Annotated in this window: 17 protein-coding genes; 9 read left to right on the forward strand and 8 right to left on the reverse strand. The window is 71.3% G+C overall.

Features of this window, described 5'->3' with window-relative positions:
- Window positions 1–50 precede the first annotated feature (50 nt).
- Entirely contained in the window at window positions 51–1,346 is a 1,296-nt protein-coding gene (locus tag HAV39_RS32170) for a cellulose-binding domain-containing protein (RefSeq protein WP_239121064.1), read from the forward strand.
- A gap of 50 nt (window positions 1,347–1,396) precedes the next feature.
- On the opposite strand, the gene HAV39_RS32175 is transcribed toward HAV39_RS32170, so the two are convergent.
- Window positions 1,397–2,032 (reverse strand): MBL fold metallo-hydrolase, encoded by a 636-nt coding sequence (locus HAV39_RS32175; RefSeq protein WP_191842944.1) that lies wholly within the window; start codon window positions 2,030–2,032, stop codon window positions 1,397–1,399.
- Window positions 2,029–3,114, reverse strand: a complete 1,086-nt coding sequence (locus HAV39_RS32180; protein ID WP_191843003.1) for an S-(hydroxymethyl)mycothiol dehydrogenase — start codon at window positions 3,112–3,114, stop codon at window positions 2,029–2,031. The genes HAV39_RS32175 and HAV39_RS32180 overlap by 4 nt, the downstream gene beginning before the upstream one ends.
- Window positions 3,115–3,498: 384 nt before the next feature.
- Here HAV39_RS32180 and HAV39_RS32185 point away from each other — a divergent pair, with 384 nt between their 5' ends.
- On the forward strand, window positions 3,499–4,932 hold the full coding sequence (locus HAV39_RS32185) for a pectate lyase family protein (protein WP_191842945.1): 1,434 nt from the start codon (window positions 3,499–3,501) through the stop codon (window positions 4,930–4,932).
- 22 nt (window positions 4,933–4,954) lie between these two features.
- Here HAV39_RS32185 and HAV39_RS32190 read toward each other — a convergent pair whose 3' ends face one another.
- Complete coding sequence (locus HAV39_RS32190; RefSeq protein ID WP_191842946.1) at window positions 4,955–5,356, reverse strand: YunG family protein; 402 nt, start codon at window positions 5,354–5,356, stop codon at window positions 4,955–4,957.
- 276 nt (window positions 5,357–5,632) lie between these two features.
- On the opposite strand from HAV39_RS32190, the gene HAV39_RS32195 reads away from it, so the two are divergent.
- The 4 genes from HAV39_RS32195 (at window position 5,633) to HAV39_RS32210 (ending at window position 7,471) form a co-directional block, all read left to right on the forward strand.
- Entirely contained in the window at window positions 5,633–5,791 is a 159-nt protein-coding gene (locus tag HAV39_RS32195) for a hypothetical protein (RefSeq protein WP_170212938.1), read from the forward strand.
- On the forward strand, window positions 5,791–6,756 hold the full coding sequence (locus HAV39_RS32200) for a golvesin C-terminal-like domain-containing protein (protein WP_191842947.1): 966 nt from the start codon (window positions 5,791–5,793) through the stop codon (window positions 6,754–6,756). The genes HAV39_RS32195 and HAV39_RS32200 overlap by 1 nt, the downstream gene beginning before the upstream one ends.
- Window positions 6,757–6,836: 80 nt before the next feature.
- Window positions 6,837–7,043, forward strand: coding sequence for a type II toxin-antitoxin system VapB family antitoxin (locus HAV39_RS32205; protein ID WP_120315611.1), 207 nt, complete (start codon window positions 6,837–6,839; stop codon window positions 7,041–7,043).
- Entirely contained in the window at window positions 7,040–7,471 is a 432-nt protein-coding gene (locus tag HAV39_RS32210; protein ID WP_191842948.1) for a PIN domain nuclease, read from the forward strand. Before HAV39_RS32205 ends, HAV39_RS32210 begins: the two co-directional genes overlap by 4 nt.
- 118 nt (window positions 7,472–7,589) lie before the next feature.
- Here the strand turns inward: HAV39_RS32210 and HAV39_RS32215 are convergent, their stop codons facing one another.
- Both HAV39_RS32215 and HAV39_RS32220 read right to left on the reverse strand, forming a co-directional pair.
- A complete protein-coding gene (locus HAV39_RS32215; RefSeq protein WP_191842949.1) occupies window positions 7,590–7,982 on the reverse strand; it encodes a ribosomal maturation YjgA family protein in 393 nt (130 codons plus the stop codon).
- Between the two features lie 166 nt (window positions 7,983–8,148).
- Window positions 8,149–9,573, reverse strand: a complete 1,425-nt coding sequence (locus HAV39_RS32220; RefSeq protein WP_191842950.1) for a WGR domain-containing protein — start codon at window positions 9,571–9,573, stop codon at window positions 8,149–8,151.
- A gap of 235 nt (window positions 9,574–9,808) precedes the next feature.
- Here HAV39_RS32220 and HAV39_RS32225 point away from each other — a divergent pair, with 235 nt between their 5' ends.
- On the forward strand, window positions 9,809–10,438 hold the full coding sequence (locus HAV39_RS32225) for an HAD family hydrolase (protein ID WP_191843004.1): 630 nt from the start codon (window positions 9,809–9,811) through the stop codon (window positions 10,436–10,438).
- A gap of 93 nt (window positions 10,439–10,531) precedes the next feature.
- Window positions 10,532–11,164: a class I SAM-dependent methyltransferase gene (locus HAV39_RS32230; protein ID WP_191842951.1), complete on the forward strand. Its 633-nt coding sequence runs from the start codon at window positions 10,532–10,534 to the stop codon at window positions 11,162–11,164.
- Window positions 11,165–11,334: 170 nt separating this feature from the next.
- Here the strand turns inward: HAV39_RS32230 and HAV39_RS32235 are convergent, their stop codons facing one another.
- Window positions 11,335–12,339 (reverse strand): glycine betaine ABC transporter substrate-binding protein, encoded by a 1,005-nt coding sequence (locus tag HAV39_RS32235; RefSeq protein ID WP_373311935.1) that lies wholly within the window; start codon window positions 12,337–12,339, stop codon window positions 11,335–11,337.
- Between the two features lie 217 nt (window positions 12,340–12,556).
- On the opposite strand from HAV39_RS32235, the gene HAV39_RS32240 reads away from it, so the two are divergent.
- Window positions 12,557–12,961, forward strand: a complete 405-nt coding sequence (locus HAV39_RS32240; RefSeq protein ID WP_191842953.1) for an HAD family hydrolase — start codon at window positions 12,557–12,559, stop codon at window positions 12,959–12,961.
- Window positions 12,962–12,970: 9 nt separating this feature from the next.
- On the opposite strand, the gene HAV39_RS32245 is transcribed toward HAV39_RS32240, so the two are convergent.
- Window positions 12,971–13,696: an ABC transporter permease gene (locus HAV39_RS32245; RefSeq protein ID WP_191842954.1), complete on the reverse strand. Its 726-nt coding sequence runs from the start codon at window positions 13,694–13,696 to the stop codon at window positions 12,971–12,973.
- 67 nt (window positions 13,697–13,763) lie between these two features.
- Window positions 13,764–14,477, reverse strand: coding sequence for an ABC transporter permease (locus HAV39_RS32250; RefSeq protein WP_191842955.1), 714 nt, complete (start codon window positions 14,475–14,477; stop codon window positions 13,764–13,766).
- Between the last annotated feature and the right edge of the window lie 2 nt (window positions 14,478–14,479).

The raw sequence follows: 14,479 nt of genomic DNA on the forward strand, positions 1-14,479 counted from the left end.
ACGTGTCTGCAGAGTCGGCGCGTCACGCGCCCGCACCCTCGGAGATTCCCGTGCGCTACATCAGACATCGCCATGCCCTGACCTCAGCCGTCGCCCTGATCGCGGTGACCGCGGTGGCCGCCTGGACCCTCGTCGCCACCGCGGCGAGGGCCGCCGTCACCGGCTGCCAGATCACCTACACCGTGCCGTCCCAGTGGGGCGGCGGCTTCACCGGCGACATCGCCATCAAGAACCTCGGCGACCCGCTCACCTCGTGGACGCTGCGGTGGACCTTCCCCGCCACCGGCCAGGCCGTCACCCAGGGCTGGAGCGCCACGTACACGCAGAGCGGCAGCCAGGTCACCGCCGTCAACATGGGTTACAACGGCAGCCTCGGCACGAACGCGAGCACCACGATCGGTTTCAACGGCGCGTGGACGACCGCCAATCCGATCCCGACCGCGTTCACGCTGAACAACGTCGCCTGCACGGGCACGCCGTCCACCGCGTCGCCCACCCCGGGCGGCCCGTCGTCGCCGTCGGCGTCCCCGCGGCCGTCGGTCTCACCCTCGGCGTCGCCCCGGCCGTCGACGTCCCCCTCGGCGTCGCCGTCGAGCCCGCCCACCAGCGGCTGGAACCCGCCGAGCAATCTGGTCACGCCGCTCAACGAGGTGTGGTCGCACTACCAGTCCACGTATCCGCAGTTGCTCACGTTCCGCAACTACGGCTGGGACCAGGTCATGGCCGGCGGCGGAAAGATCAATTACTGCGTGCGCTGGGACTCCAGCGCGCGGGTGAGCGCGACGATGCGCGATCAGATCCACGCGGCGCTGCAACGCCAGTTCAAGAAGTGGATGGACGTGATGGCCGGGCACAACGGCTGGCCGTACGCCGAGGTGCCGGTGAAGGTGGTCGGCTGGGCCGTACGCGACCGCGCGACCCTCGACTGGACCGACGACTCGGTCGACATCTACGTCAACAACATCCGGGAGAACGCGCCGCAGTGCGCGGAGCCGTGCGGCCGGTTCTTCCACCAGGACGGCAACTACACCGGCTGCCCCGGCGGCGCGTCGCACCACTACGACATGTCGCTCTGGCTGACCTCGGGCTTCGGCGGCGGCGCCGGCGGCGACTGGGGCCAGCGGATGAGCAGCGAATACTTCACCGGCGCGGTGAACTCCGAGAACATCCACATCTACCTGCACGAAGTCGGGCACACCTTCGGCCTGGACGACTTCTACGACTGGACGCCCACCGGCCAGTGCTGCTTCATCATGAAGGCGGGCAGCGCCACCAGCATCACCGAGTTCGACCGGTGGATGCTGCGCGACTTCTGGCGGCACCTGAAGAACCGCTGGGGTTACTGACCGGGAACGGGGCCCGGCGGACGAACCGCCGGGCCCCGTCTCGCGGTCGCTCAGTGGCCGCGGGCCAGCCACTCGTCCAGGTGCGGGGCCTCCGCGCCGATCGTGGTGGTGTCGCCGTGCCCGGTGTACACCACGGTGTCCGCCGGCAGGGTGAGCAGCCGGTCCCGGATCGAGCCGATGATGGTGCCGAAGTCGCTGTAGGACCGGCCGGTCGCGCCCGGCCCACCCTGGAACAGGGTGTCTCCGGAGAACAGTGCCGACAGCGACGGCGCGTACAGGCACACGGCACCCGGCGCGTGCCCGGGGGTGTGGTGCACCCACAGCTCGACCCCGGCCACGGACAGGCAGTCGCCGTCGGTCAGGTCCCGGTCGGGCACCACGCCCGGATGCGTCATGTCCCACAGCTTGCGGTCGTCGGGGTGCAGCATGATCGGCGCACCGGACAGGCGGGCCAGCTCCGGCGCGGCGTCGATGTGGTCGTTGTGCGCGTGGGTGCAGACGATCGCGACGACGCGCCGCTCGCCGGCCGCCGCCATGATCGCGGCCGCGTCGTGCGCCGCGTCGACGACCAGCACGTCGCTGTCGTTGCCGATCAGCCAGACGTTGTTGTCGACCTCCCACGTGCCGCCGTCCAGGCTGAACGTGCCGGAGGTGACCACCCGCTCGATGCGCGCCGGGCCCGTCACAGCATCACCACCGAGCGCAGCACCTCGCCGCGGCCCATCCTGGCGAACGCCTCCTCGACGTCGTCGAGCCCGATCCGCTCGGACACGAACGCCGCCAGGTCGAGCCGCCCCTGCAGGTACAGCGCGAGCAGGGTGGGGAAGTCACGGGAGGGCAGGCAGTCGCCGTACCAGGACGACTTGAGCGCGCCACCGCGGCCGAACACGTCCAGCAGCGGCAGCTCCAGCTTCATGTCCGGGGTGGGCACGCCGACCAGCACCACCGTGCCCGCGAGGTCGCGGGCGTAGAAGGCCTGCCGGTAGGTCTCCGGGCGGCCGACCGCGTCGACCACCACGTCCGCGCCGAAGCCGCCGGTCAGTTCACGGATGGCCTCGACCACGTCGGTCTGCCCGCCGTTGACGGTGTGCGTCGCGCCGAGCTGCTTGGCCCAGGCCAGCTTGCGGTCGTCGAGGTCGACGCCGATGATCGTGGTCGCGCCCGCCAGCTGCGCCCCGGCGATGGCCGCGTTGCCCACGCCGCCGCAGCCGATCACCGCGACGGTGTCGCCGCGGGTGACCGCGCCCGTGTTCAGCACCGCGCCCAGCCCGGCCATCACGCCGCAGCCCAGCAGGCCCGCGACCTCCGGCGGCGCGGCCGGGTCCACCTTGGTGCACTGCCCTGCGGCGACCAGCGTCTTCTCGATGAAGGCGCCGATGCCCAGCGCGGGTGACAGCGGTGTGCCGTCGGCGAGCGTCATCTTCTGCTTGGCGTTGTGCGTGGCGAAGCAGTACCACGGCTTGCCCTTCGCGCACGCGCGGCACTGGCCGCACACGGCCCGCCAGTTCAGCACGACGTAGTCGCCCGGGGCGACCTCGGTCACGCCCTCGCCGACCGCCTCCACCACCCCGGCGGCCTCGTGGCCGAGCAGGAACGGGAAGTCGTCGTTGATGCCGCCCTCCCGGTAATGCAGGTCGGTGTGGCAGACGCCGCAGGCCTGCACCTTCACCAGCGCCTCCCCGGGCCCCGGATCGGGCACCAGCACCGTTTCGATGCTCACCGGCGCGTTCTTAGAGCGGGCGACGACTCCGCGGACCTCGTGCACCACCGTGGCCTCCTTGCGCACGTTGGACAGACGCAAGGATGTTACCCGTGCGCCACCCGTACGCCAGGGACATCGTGCCCGGCCTGGGCGTTCGGAAACCCGTTGCGGTCGGGTGCGCCCGCTCCCAGGTTCGCGATCATGGACTATGCGATCACGGCCGAGACCGGCCGCCGACCACGCCGCGCTGCCGTCCTGCGACGCACGTCGGTGACGGGTATGCATCGGAGAAGTCCGATGTGATCGGCCAGGCTGGCATGCCATATAGATTGACATAGTTTGACGTCGCGACTAATCTTCGAGAACGGAAAGCGCTTTCCGTGTCCGCTCACCGAACCGCGGAGCGGCGCGCCCACGCCGCCCGTGGCCCCACACTCGGAGGTTCATCCGATGTCCCCACTCACTCCACGGACCACACCCCGCCGCTCGTGGCGCCTGCGAAGTGCGCTCGTCGCGGCGCTGACCCTCGCGCTCGCGGCGGTCGGCGCGGTCGTCGCGGCGCCCGCGCAGGCCGTCACCATCGACACTGGCGCCTGGTACGTCATCGTGTCCCGGCACAGCGGCAAGGCCGTCGACCTGTACAACTTCAGCACCGCCGACGGCGCCCCGATCGTCCAGTGGGCCCGCAACGACGGCTACCAGCAGCAGTGGCAGTTCGTCGACGCCGGCAGCGGCTACTACAAGCTGCGCTCGCGGCAGAGCGGCAAGTTCCTGGAACTGCCCAACGCCAACGACGGCACTCCCCTGGTGCAGAACCCCGACAACGGCACCACGCGCCAGCACTTCGCGGTGCGTGACACCGACAGCGGCTACGTGAAGTTCCTCAACCGGCACAGCGGCAAAGCCCTCGACGTGTGGGAGTGGTCCACCGCCGACGGCGGCATCATCAGCCAGTTCGCCGACCTCAACGGCTGGAACCAGCACTGGCAGCTCGTCGCGGTCGGCTCCGGCGGTGGCGGTGGCGGCTCGCAGACCGGGCTCGTCGGCTGGGCCACCCAGGGCGGCGGCACCACCGGCGGCGGCAGCGCCTCGGCCACCACGGTCACCAGCTCCTCGGCCCTGTCCAGCGCCGTCTCCGGCAGCACCGCCCGGGTGGTGCGGATCTCCGGCACGATCTCCTGCTCCGGCATGATCACCGTCGGGTCGAACAAGACCATCCTCGGCAACTCCGGCGCGACCATCGCGGGCTGCGGACTCAACGTGTCCAACGCCAGCAACGTGATCATCCGCAACATCTCGTTCCGGGACTGGAACGACGACGCGGTCAACGTCCAGTACTCCACCCGGGTCTGGATCGACCACAACAGCTTCACCAACGGGTACGACGGCGCGGTCGACGTCAAGCGGGCCTCCGACTACGTCACCGTCTCCTGGAACCGCGTCTACGGCCACGACAAGTCCATGCTGCTCGGCCACAGCGACGACAACGCCAGTGAGGACCGGGGCCACCTGCGGGTGACCTACCACCACAACTGGTTCGACGGCTCCGGCACCCGCCACCCACGGGTCCGCTTCGGCAACCCGGTACACGTGTACAACAACTACTACCGGGGCAACGAGTACGGCGTCGCGTCCACCATGGGCGCCGGCGTGCTCGTCGAGGGCAACTACTTCGAGAGCGTCGACGAGCCGACCCTGGTCGGTTACGCCGACTCCGCCGACGGCGCGATCGTGCAGCGCAACAACTACTTCACCGGCTCCGGGTCCCCGGAGAGCGGTGGGGGCAGCGTGTCGAGCATCCCGTACGCGTACACCCTGGACAGCGCCAGTGGCGTCAAGGCCGGCGTGAGCGCGGGTGCGGGCGCGGGCCGGATCACGGTCTGACACCCGTCCGGGCGGGCCGGCCCTACACCGGCCCGCCCGGATCAGGCGCCGGCAGGGCGGCCAGAACCCTGCTGCGCAGCAGCTCGTACTCATCGCGGAGGCGGTTGATCGCCGGGGGCCGCACGACGGCCGTGCCGGCCGTCACGATCTCCTCGGGGCGGAACTGCTCCCGGGTGAGGTCGACCTCCAGCCCGCCGGACAGCCGGTTCCACCAGTGGTAGTCGGTGCGCACGCCGTCGACGTGGACCTCGCCGCACATCAGGTCGCCGCCGAGCAGGTCGTGTACCACCAGCGCGGTGACGCCGCACTGACCGCGCGCGGGATTGCCGGCGTGCCAGTCGGGCACGTCCTCGGGCGCGCACGTGTCGACGCCCCAACCGGCGCGTATCGCCTGCTCCAGCTGCGTCAGGGTGAAGATCGCCATGCGGCACAGCCTCGCACACCCGCCGGCGCGCACCCGTCCCGCGCGGCCTCTTCCGCCATCGCACGGTTTCCCGGCCGTCCACTGTGGGCGGGCGAGTCGCCGCGTGCGCCGGATGTGAAGGAAAATTTCGAAAACATATGGCATGTCGCAAGGTATCGACATAGACAGTGATGCCGATATATGGTGCCGTCACGCCGCCTGGCCAGGCATGACGCAGGCCTGACCGGGTGCGCGCGAGCTTGGGCTCGTGTCCCTCCGTACCCCCCGAGGAGTGCCGTGACCAGAATCCGATCCCTGCGTGCCCGCCGCCGACGGCTGCTCGGCGTGCCCGCGCTCGTCGCCGCCGCCGTCGCGCTGGTGGCCCGTCCCGCTCACGCCGCCGAGGAGCCCGCCCCGGCGCCCGAGTGCGTCGCCGACCTGATCGAGGGGGCGTGATGGCCACCGTTCCCTGGCTGGCCGACGTGCTGCGCTCGGCCGGTGTGCAGGTCGTCGAGGAGGGCGACTGGCGCAACCGGATGCGCCCCGGTTCCTTCGACCCGATCGGCGTGCTGTGGCACCACACCGCAGCCACGTCGAGCGCGAGCAACCCGCATCCGGCGTTGAACGTCTGCATCAACGGCCGGTCCGACCTGGCCGGGCCGCTGTGCCAGGCGCTCGTGGACTACCACGGCGTGTTCCACGTCATCTCGGCCGGACGCTGCAACCACGCGGGCGCGTCGGGGGGCAGCGGCCCCATCCCGGCCGGTGACGGCAACACCCTGATGATCGGCTGGGAGATCGACTACAACGGCGTGAACCAGCAGATGACCGCGGCGCAGTACAACGCCTCGATCGCGGCGACCGCGGCGGTGCTCAAGCGGCTGGGCCGCGACTCCAGCTACGCCCGCGGCCACCGGGAGACCAGCACCACCGGCAAGATCGACCCGTACGCCATCGACCTCAACGTGATGCGCGCCGACGTGGCGCGGGCGATGAACCCGCCGACCGGCGGCTGGACGTCCACCGTGGACAACACCACCGCGGGGCGGTTCACCGCCAGCACCAACTGGGGCACCTCGGCGTTCTCGGGGCAGCGGTTCGGGGAGAACTACCGGTTCGCCAACCCGGTCGCGGCCAGCGACGCCGCCTGGTACAAGTTCGCCATCCCGGAGACGGGCAACTACCGCGTGGAGGCGTGGTGGCCGGCCGACCCGGGCTACAACAGCGCCGCACCGTACGTGGTCGTCACCAGCGGCGGCAACCAGACCGTGACCGTCGACCAGCGGGTGACCGGTGGGCAGTGGCGCGTCCTGGGCACCTTCAACCTCACCGCGGGCGACGCCAACAAGGTCGGCGTCAGCCGCTGGACCAATGGCACCGGATACGTCATCGCCGACGCGATCCGGGTGACCCGGGTCTGACCTGGGATCCGGTGGCGGTCGATCGGCCGCCACCGGCCGCGTGTGGCGATCTTGATATCTAGCGCGGCATACTTGATATCATGTCACGTACTGTCATCGACATCGACGACGAGAAGCTCGACGCCGCGGCCCGGGAGCTGGGCACCAAGACCAAGGTCGAGACGGTGAACGCCGCGCTGGCCTTCGTGGCCGAGCGCCGCCGCCGGGCCGAGGTCTTCGACGACCCGCTGGTGTGGGGCAGTCCCGACCTGGCCGACCCGGAGATCCGGGCGAGCGCCCGCCGGTGACCGGGGTCCCCGCCGGGCTCTACCTGGCCGACACCAGCGCCATCGCGCGCGTGCGGCACGAGCCGGTGCGCGCCGAGCTGACCCGGCTCGGCAAGGCCGGGCTGCTGGCCACCTGTGTCGTCGTCGACCTCGAAGTCCTCTACTCCGCCCGGACCCCCGCCGAGTACGCGCGGACCGCGGCGCTGCGCGCGGCGGGCTTCGTCGACCTGCCGCCGACCCCGGAGATCGCCCGGCGGGCCCGGGAGATCCAGGCGATGCTGGCCCGGCGCAGCCAGCACCGGGCCGCGGGCTGCCCCGACATCCTGACCGCGGCGATCGCCGAGCACTACGGCGCCATCGTGCTGCACTACGACTCCGACTTCGACCACATCGCCGCGGTGTCCGGCCTGCAGACGCGCTGGGTGGTGCCCCGCGGCTCGGTGTCCTGACGCGAGGCAGGCCTCCCCCGAATGGACGCTGGCCTATCTCATCGAGAACGATCTACGATTTTTCGATGAGATAGGCCAGCGTCTATGAAAAAGGGCCGGGCGGCACGGGCCGGCGGGGTCACGCGGTCGCTCGCCGCCGGCGCAGCAGCAGGTGCGCCGCGACCAGTGGCAGCACTCCGACCGGATACCAGAGCATGTCGAGCGGGTCGTACGCGACGCCGAGCGCCAGCCGGGCCAGCAGGCTGCGCTCCGACAGGTACGCGGGCACGCCGGTCAGCTGCGACAGCTCGACCAGCCAGCAGAACGCGATCGCGACCGCACCCGCGACCGGGGGAGTCGCGCGCGGCCACAGGAGGAACACGCCGGCGTAGATCAGCGAAGCGTAGAGCGCGGTGCCGGAGTGCTGTTCCAGTGGCCCGTCCGCGAGGGCCCGGATGAGCAGGGCGATCGCCAGGACGGCGACGGCCGCGGCGAGCGCGGCCAGGCGGCGGGACCAGTCGGTGCGGAGCATCCGCCGATGGTACGGAGCCCGCCCGGCCCCGCCGGTGGTGAACTCGTGAAGGTTCGGTGGTGCCACGACCGCTGCGCCGGCCCTGCTCGCGCCCCCGCGCGGGAGCCGTGGTGCCCGCCGCCGCGTTCCGGTGGCACCCGGAAGCGGCGGCGGGAGACTGACCGGGCTACGCCAGGCGGCGGATCTCGCCGAAGGCGCGGTAGAAGCCGCCCCGGCTGGCCTGGCGCACCTCGGAGACGACGTATCGCGCGCCGGCCTCGCGGATGCCCTTGGGGAACTGCACCTGCCACGACTGCTGGTAGCCCTCGGACACCACCCGCACCCGCAGCCGGCCGCCCTCCTCGAAGCACTCCAGCACGATGCCGTCGCCGCCCGCCTCGGCGGTGACGACCTCGACCGTGCTCGACGCGGCGACGGCCTCCACGTGCGAGGCCTTGACGTCGACGATCTCGGGCACGGTGCCGGACTCGGCCGCGCGGATCGCCGACTCGGTGGCGTCGATGCACGCCAGCGAGCCGTCCGTGGTCACGATGTAGAGCCGCTCGTCGTGGTACTGCATCGAGTAGGCCGAGCCGCAGCCGGTGCCGAGCTTCCACAGCCGGGTGCCGGAGCTGTCGAAGCAGTACACCGACGAGCTGTTGTCCCCGGCGAAGACGTAGGCGCCGTCGGGGCTGGTCGCGCAGGAGAACACGGCGGCGTCGCACTGGTACTCCCGGCGGGGTGCGCCGTCCTTGCCCAGCTCGACGACCTTGCGGGTGGACGTGCCCGCGTACAGCGTGTGCTGCTCCTGCCAGCCGAACAGCACCGCGCCGGTGCTCCGGGTCCACAGCTGCTCGCCGGTGCGCCAGTCGTAGCTGGTCACGCCGCCGGAGTGGCCGTGGTGCACGGCGTCGGCGTCGCAGCGGACCATCCAGCCCGACGAACCGGTGCTCTTGCGCCGCCACAGGAACTCGTCCTCGTGGTCGATCGCGGCCACGCCGCCGCCCGCGTCGGACACGCCCAGCACGCCGTCGTGGATGTCGAGCCAGTAGATGTCGATGTCGGGCGCGATCCGGTAGGCCACCCGCGGCACCTTGCCGGACAGGTCGTAGACGTTGCCGTCGTCGCAGCCGGCGTAGAGCCAGGCGTCGTCGGCGACGATGCACTTGACCCCGTCGGGCAGCTTGAACTGCTGCACGACCTCGGCGCTGTGCGACAGCGTGGTGATCACGCCGGCCTCGTTGCCGACCATGCAGACCTTGCTGTCGACGAAGACGCCGAACGCGGACGTGCCCGAGCGGTAGCGCCACAGCACCGGCGCGGTCTTCGCGGTCGACCGGGTGCTGACGATGGCGCGCCGCGACACGGAGCGCTTGCCCCGCGCGCCCTGCACCGCGGGGGCATACCCCTTGCGGACCTTCTCGCCGATCTTCTTCGCCGCGGCCGCACGGGCCTTGGCGTTGTCGGCGAACGTGCTCTTCGTCGTGGCCCCGGCGTCACCGATGCGGCCGTAGCGGATGGTCAGCTCGGTGTCGTCGACGACGACCTCGTAGAACTTGTGCGAGCCGCCGTCGGCTTCGGACAGTTCGAGGTAGGTGGTCTCAGCGGGCATGGGGAAGGGGCCTTCTCTCGCGGGAGGGGAGCGCTTCGGCCACACCGTATCCGCCGCCCCCGACACCCCGCCGCGCGGCAAACCAAGATCGGCCGGCCGCCCCAGCCACGCTCGTGCCCGCGCGGGCCGCAGCGGGTCCTGGCTGGTCCGCGGCGGCCGTGGGGCGTGATGTCAGCCACGGTCGGCGGCGCTCCCGGCCGTGGCCGGGGATGATCGTGCCATGACTCCGGCGGCAGTGCTCTTCGACATGGACGGAACCCTGTTCGACAGCGAGCCGCTGTGGGACCTCGCCATCGAGGAACTGGCCCGCGAGTACGGCGCGGAGGTCTCGGTCGAGGTCCGGCTGAACATGGTCGGGCGCTCCGTCGACGAGTCCATGGTGCTGTTCCACGAGGGCATCGGCCAGCCCTGGCGGGACGCGGCCGTCAGCGCGGCCTGGATCTACGACCGGGTGGTGGGGCTGTTCGCCACCGACCTGGTGTGGCGCCCGGGCGCCCGGGAGCTGCTGCACGAGGTCCGGGCCGCGGGACTGCCCACGGCCCTGGTCACCTCCACCAGCCGGAGAGCCGTCGAGGTGGCCCTCGACGAGCTCGGCAGGCACAACTTCGACGCGGTGGTCTGCGGCGACGAGGTCGCGTTCACCAAACCGCACCCGGACCCGTACCTGCGCGCGGCGAAGCTGCTGGACGTCGAGCCCGCCGACTGCCTGGTGATCGAGGACTCGCCCACGGGCGTGGCCAGCGCGCTCGCCGCCGGCACCCGCGTGATCGGCGTCCCCAACGCGGTCTCCCTCAAGCCGATGACCGGCCTGACCCTGCTGACCACCCTCGCCGGCGTCACCCTCGCCACCCTCTCTTCGCGTTGATCATGAACTTGTGGCACGGCTCGACGGCGTGTCGACGGCACAACTTCATGATCGGCTGGCGTGTCGGGGGCCGGGATGTGGCAGCCTGCCGGCATGGGTTCGGCGACTGACTGGCACGACTGGCACCTGCCGTACGGCGATCCCGGTTCGCCGCTGGCGCGCCGGTTGCGGCTCGTGCAGGAGCACGTCGACGAGTGGTTGGACGAGCGCCCGGAGCCGGTGCTGACCGCGGTCAGCGCATGTGCGGGTCAGGGGCGCGACCTGCTCGGGGTGCTGGCACGGCGGCCCGACGCGTCGCGGGTGCGCGCGACGCTGATCGAGTACGACCCCCGCAACACCGCGGCGGCGCGGGCGGAGGCCGACCGCCTGGGCGTGGCCGTCGCGACGAAGTGCGCCGACGCCGGACTACCGGAGTCCTATGCCGACGCCGTTCCGGCCGATCTGGTGCTGTTCGCGGGGGTCTTCGGCAACATCGGCGACGCCGACGTCCGGCGGACCGTCGCCGCGCTGCCACGGCTGTGCGCACCCGGCGCGACCGTGATCTGGACGCGGACCCGGCGCGCACCCGACCTGACCCCGTCGATCCGGGCGTGGTTCGCCGAGGCGGGCTTCACCGAGACGGCCTTCCATGCCCCGGCCGGTGTGCTGTTCTCCGTCGGCGTGCACCGCCTCACCGCCGCACCCCGCCCGCTCGGGTCGGGCGGCCGCCTGTTCCGGTTCATCTGATGTCCGCGAACCCCGCCTCGGCCTGAGGCCGTCCGGCGGTCCGCCAAGGTGATCATGAAGTCGTGGCCTTGACGCGCCGTCGAGCCGCGCCATAAGTTCATGATCAACACGGCAGGGTGGCTGCGGTCCGGTCCAGGGGACCGGACCGCAGCCGCTGGTGGTGTGGTGGGTCAGTTGGTGGCGAGGCTGCCGTCGGACGAGAAGACCATGCCGAGGGTGGCCTTGCCGGTGGTCACCGCGGTCTTGCTCTGCGGGCCGCCGGCGTCGGCCTGCTGGAACGAGCCGAACTCGATGCCGTAGGTCTTCTCCAGGCCCGGCTGGCAGAACGCGCGCTGCGGGCACTCCGGCGGACCGGCCAGCACGGTGGCCTTGCCGGAGCACTTGGCGGCGAAGTCCGACAGCGTCTTGACCTGGTGCTGGTCGGCGAACGCCTTGGTCACCGCGTACGCGTTCTGGTCCGCGGCGGCCGACGGGGTGCCCACGGTCAGCCCGGCCTTGGTGGCCAGCTCCTTCAGGGCCGCCACGGTGGCGTTGAGGTCACCGCTGGCCTTGGCCGCGGCGTCCTTGCCGTTCTGCTTCTGGTTCAGGAACTCGGTGAGGGTCGCGGCGTACTCCGGGAACACCGTCAGCTCGCCGCGCTCCAGGGCGGGCTCGTAGAGCTCGCGGTTGCCGGAGACCTGCACGGTGGCCTGGAAGCCCGCCGCGTTCAGCGCGATCTTGTACAGCTCGGCGAGGGTCTTGCTCTCCGGGAAGTTCGCCGCGCCGACCACGACCGGGCCGGCCCCGCCGGACAGGCCGGTGGTCAGGCCCGCTTGCGCCGCGAACTCCTGCGCCGCGACCTCGGAGGTCTTGCGCTCGACCTCGACGGCCTTGTTGAGCGCGATCAGCTTCGGGGTGTCCAGCGCCGCCCCGACCTTGTCGACCGCTGCCAGCAGCGCCGGGGTGGCCCGCTTGGCGTTGGCGACCGCGACGATGTTGTCGGTGTTCTGCAGGTGCTTGTCGTCGTCGAGGACCACCAGCTGGTCGCCGGCGACCGGCGCGCAGCCCGCGCCCGAGGCGGTGGCCGGGGCCTCCGTGCCCGAGGAACCGGCCTGCCCGCAGCCGGTCAGCGCGAACGCCGCCGCGGTGACACCGGCCAGCAGGAGGACGGACGCCCTCCGGGTGTGCGTTGCCATATTCAGCCTTCCGTCGTATGCACTGCGAGATGATGTGCAAAGGTCTTTCTTACCGCGTAGCTGAGACATCCTTGCGATGAATTTGTGAACCGCGCTCGTCTACCCGCGCCGGACCGTTCGCAAACCGTTCACATCCCCAGGTCAGCAGCTTGTCGCGCAAACCGCGAGGTGATCGACGTCATGTGGGACGCCGCCGGTGCGGGCCTAGGCTGATCGCGTGGTGACGACGCTGCTGCTCGACGTGGACGGCGTGCTGCTGGTGCCCGCGGGCAGCCTCGACCCCAACGAGGAGCTGCTGGCGGTGCTGCCCCGGCTCGCGGTCGGCGGTGTGTACCTGGTCACCAACCAGCACCCGCGGCGCGCGGCCGTGATCCGCGAGCTGCTGGGCGGGCGGCCGGGCATCAGCGGGGTGCTGGTGTCGTACGAGATAGGTTTTCTGAAGCCGGAGCGGGCGTTCTTCGAGCGTGCCCTCGCCGAGATCGGGCGCACGCCGCAGGAATGCCTGTTCGTCGACGACAAGCCGGTCTACGTCGCGGGCGGCACGGCCGCCGGCATCGACAGCGTGCTGTTCCGCGACAACGCGCAGCTGTTCGACCTGCTGCGCGCTCGCGGCCTGCTCTGAAGCGGCCGCTCAGGACCCGGCGGGCAGCGCGTCGGCGACCGACGCCGGGGGGCGGTGCCTGACGCGGCGCAGCGACTTGGGCAGCAGTGCCCTCTCGGCGAGGGCGAGCACGCCCTCCACGGCCAGGCAGAGCAGCGCCACCAGCAGGCCGCCGGCCAGCACCTGGCCGCCGCCCGAGGCGAGGCCCAGCCCGAAGCCCCGACTGATGATCATGCCCAGGCCGCCGCCGTTGACGTAAGCGGCCAGGGTCGCCGTCGCCACCACCTGCACCGCGGCGATGCGGAACCCGTTGGCGAGGTACGGCACCGCCAGCGGCAGCTCCACCTTGCGCAGCAGTTGCCAGCCGGACAGGCCCATGCCCCGGCCCGCGTCGCGCACCTCCGGATCGACCTCGCGCAGGCCCAGGTAGGCGTTGGCCAGCAGCGGCGGGATCGCGAACAGGGACAGTGCCAGGATGATCGCCTTCGGGCCGAAGCCGATCGCGGTGAGCGGGAAGATGGTGAGCAGCGCCACCGTGGGCACGGCGCGGCTCAGGTTGGTCACGGTCACCACCGCGGGACCGCCGCGGCCGACGTGCCCCATCAACACGCCCAGCGGCCAGGCGACCGCGCAGCCCAGCGCCACCGCCGCCGCGGAGATCCACAGGTGCTCGGCCGTACGCGCGAAGATGCCGTCGGGGTTGGTCCAGTTCAGCGGATCGTTGAGCCAGACGATCGCATCGCCGATGACGCTCATGCCATCTCCTCGCTGCGCTCGTCGGCGGCATGGGCGTCAGGCCCATGATTTGCTCGCTGGCGCTCGCTCATGCTGCCCTCCGGCGGGTCCAGGGCATCACGATGCGGCCCACGGCGAGCAGGACCAGGTCGAGGACCAGGGCGAGGGCCACGCACAGCAGCGTTGCCGTCATGATCTGCGGGCGGTAGTAGTTGCTGTTGAAGCCGCCGATGATCAGCTCGCCGAGGCCGCCCCAGCCGGCGAGCTCGCCGACCGTGACCAGCGCGACCGTCGACACGGTGGCGATACGCAGACCGGTCATGATGCCCGGCAGCGCGAGCGGCAGCTCGATGCGCCACAGCATGGCCCGCTTGCCGTAGCCCATGCCGCGGGCGCTGTCGAGCACGTCGGCGGGCACCTGCCGCAGCGCGGTCAGCGTATTGCGCACGATGGTCAGCAGCGCGTACATCGTCAGTCCGATCAGCACCGTGGTCGGCTCGACGATGCCGGTGAACGGGGCGAGGAACGCGAACAGCGCCAATGAGGGGATGGTGTAGAGCACACCGGTGAACCCGAGGATCGGCCCGGCCAGCGAGCCGACGCGGTAGGCCAGGATCGCCAGCGGGATCGCGATCACCGTCGCCAGTGTCACGGCGACTATGGTCAGGAAGAGGTGTTCGCGCAGCGCGGCGAGCAGGGTGTCGGTGTTCTGGCTGACGTAGCTCCAGGAGAACCAGGGGTTGCGCGGATCGTCGCCCGGTGCGCCGAGGCCGAGCACGGCGTCGTTGAGCTTGGAGGGCATAG

Origin of the sequence: Catellatospora chokoriensis (genome assembly GCF_011297315.1) — a bacterium.
GTDB classification, from domain to species: Bacteria; Actinomycetota; Actinomycetes; order Mycobacteriales; family Micromonosporaceae; genus Catellatospora; species Catellatospora citrea.

Bases quoted from the DNA above. Each gene is read 5' to 3' on its own strand.
- HAV39_RS32185 (WP_191842945.1), top strand. From the start codon at position 3,499: ATGTCCCCACTCACTCCACGGACCACACCCCGCCGCTCGTGGCGCCTG.
- HAV39_RS32190 (WP_191842946.1), bottom strand. From the start codon at position 5,356: ATGGCGATCTTCACCCTGACGCAGCTGGAGCAGGCGATACGCGCCGGT.
- HAV39_RS32200 (WP_191842947.1), top strand. From the start codon at position 5,791: ATGGCCACCGTTCCCTGGCTGGCCGACGTGCTGCGCTCGGCCGGTGTG.
- HAV39_RS32205 (WP_120315611.1), top strand. From the start codon at position 6,837: ATGTCACGTACTGTCATCGACATCGACGACGAGAAGCTCGACGCCGCG.
- HAV39_RS32215 (WP_191842949.1), bottom strand. From the start codon at position 7,982: ATGCTCCGCACCGACTGGTCCCGCCGCCTGGCCGCGCTCGCCGCGGCC.
- HAV39_RS32220 (WP_191842950.1), bottom strand. From the start codon at position 9,573: ATGCCCGCTGAGACCACCTACCTCGAACTGTCCGAAGCCGACGGCGGC.
- HAV39_RS32230 (WP_191842951.1), top strand. From the start codon at position 10,532: ATGGGTTCGGCGACTGACTGGCACGACTGGCACCTGCCGTACGGCGAT.
- HAV39_RS32235 (WP_373311935.1), bottom strand. From the start codon at position 12,339: ATGGCAACGCACACCCGGAGGGCGTCCGTCCTCCTGCTGGCCGGTGTC.
- HAV39_RS32245 (WP_191842954.1), bottom strand. From the start codon at position 13,696: ATGAGCGTCATCGGCGATGCGATCGTCTGGCTCAACGATCCGCTGAAC.
- HAV39_RS32250 (WP_191842955.1), bottom strand. From the start codon at position 14,477: ATGCCCTCCAAGCTCAACGACGCCGTGCTCGGCCTCGGCGCACCGGGC.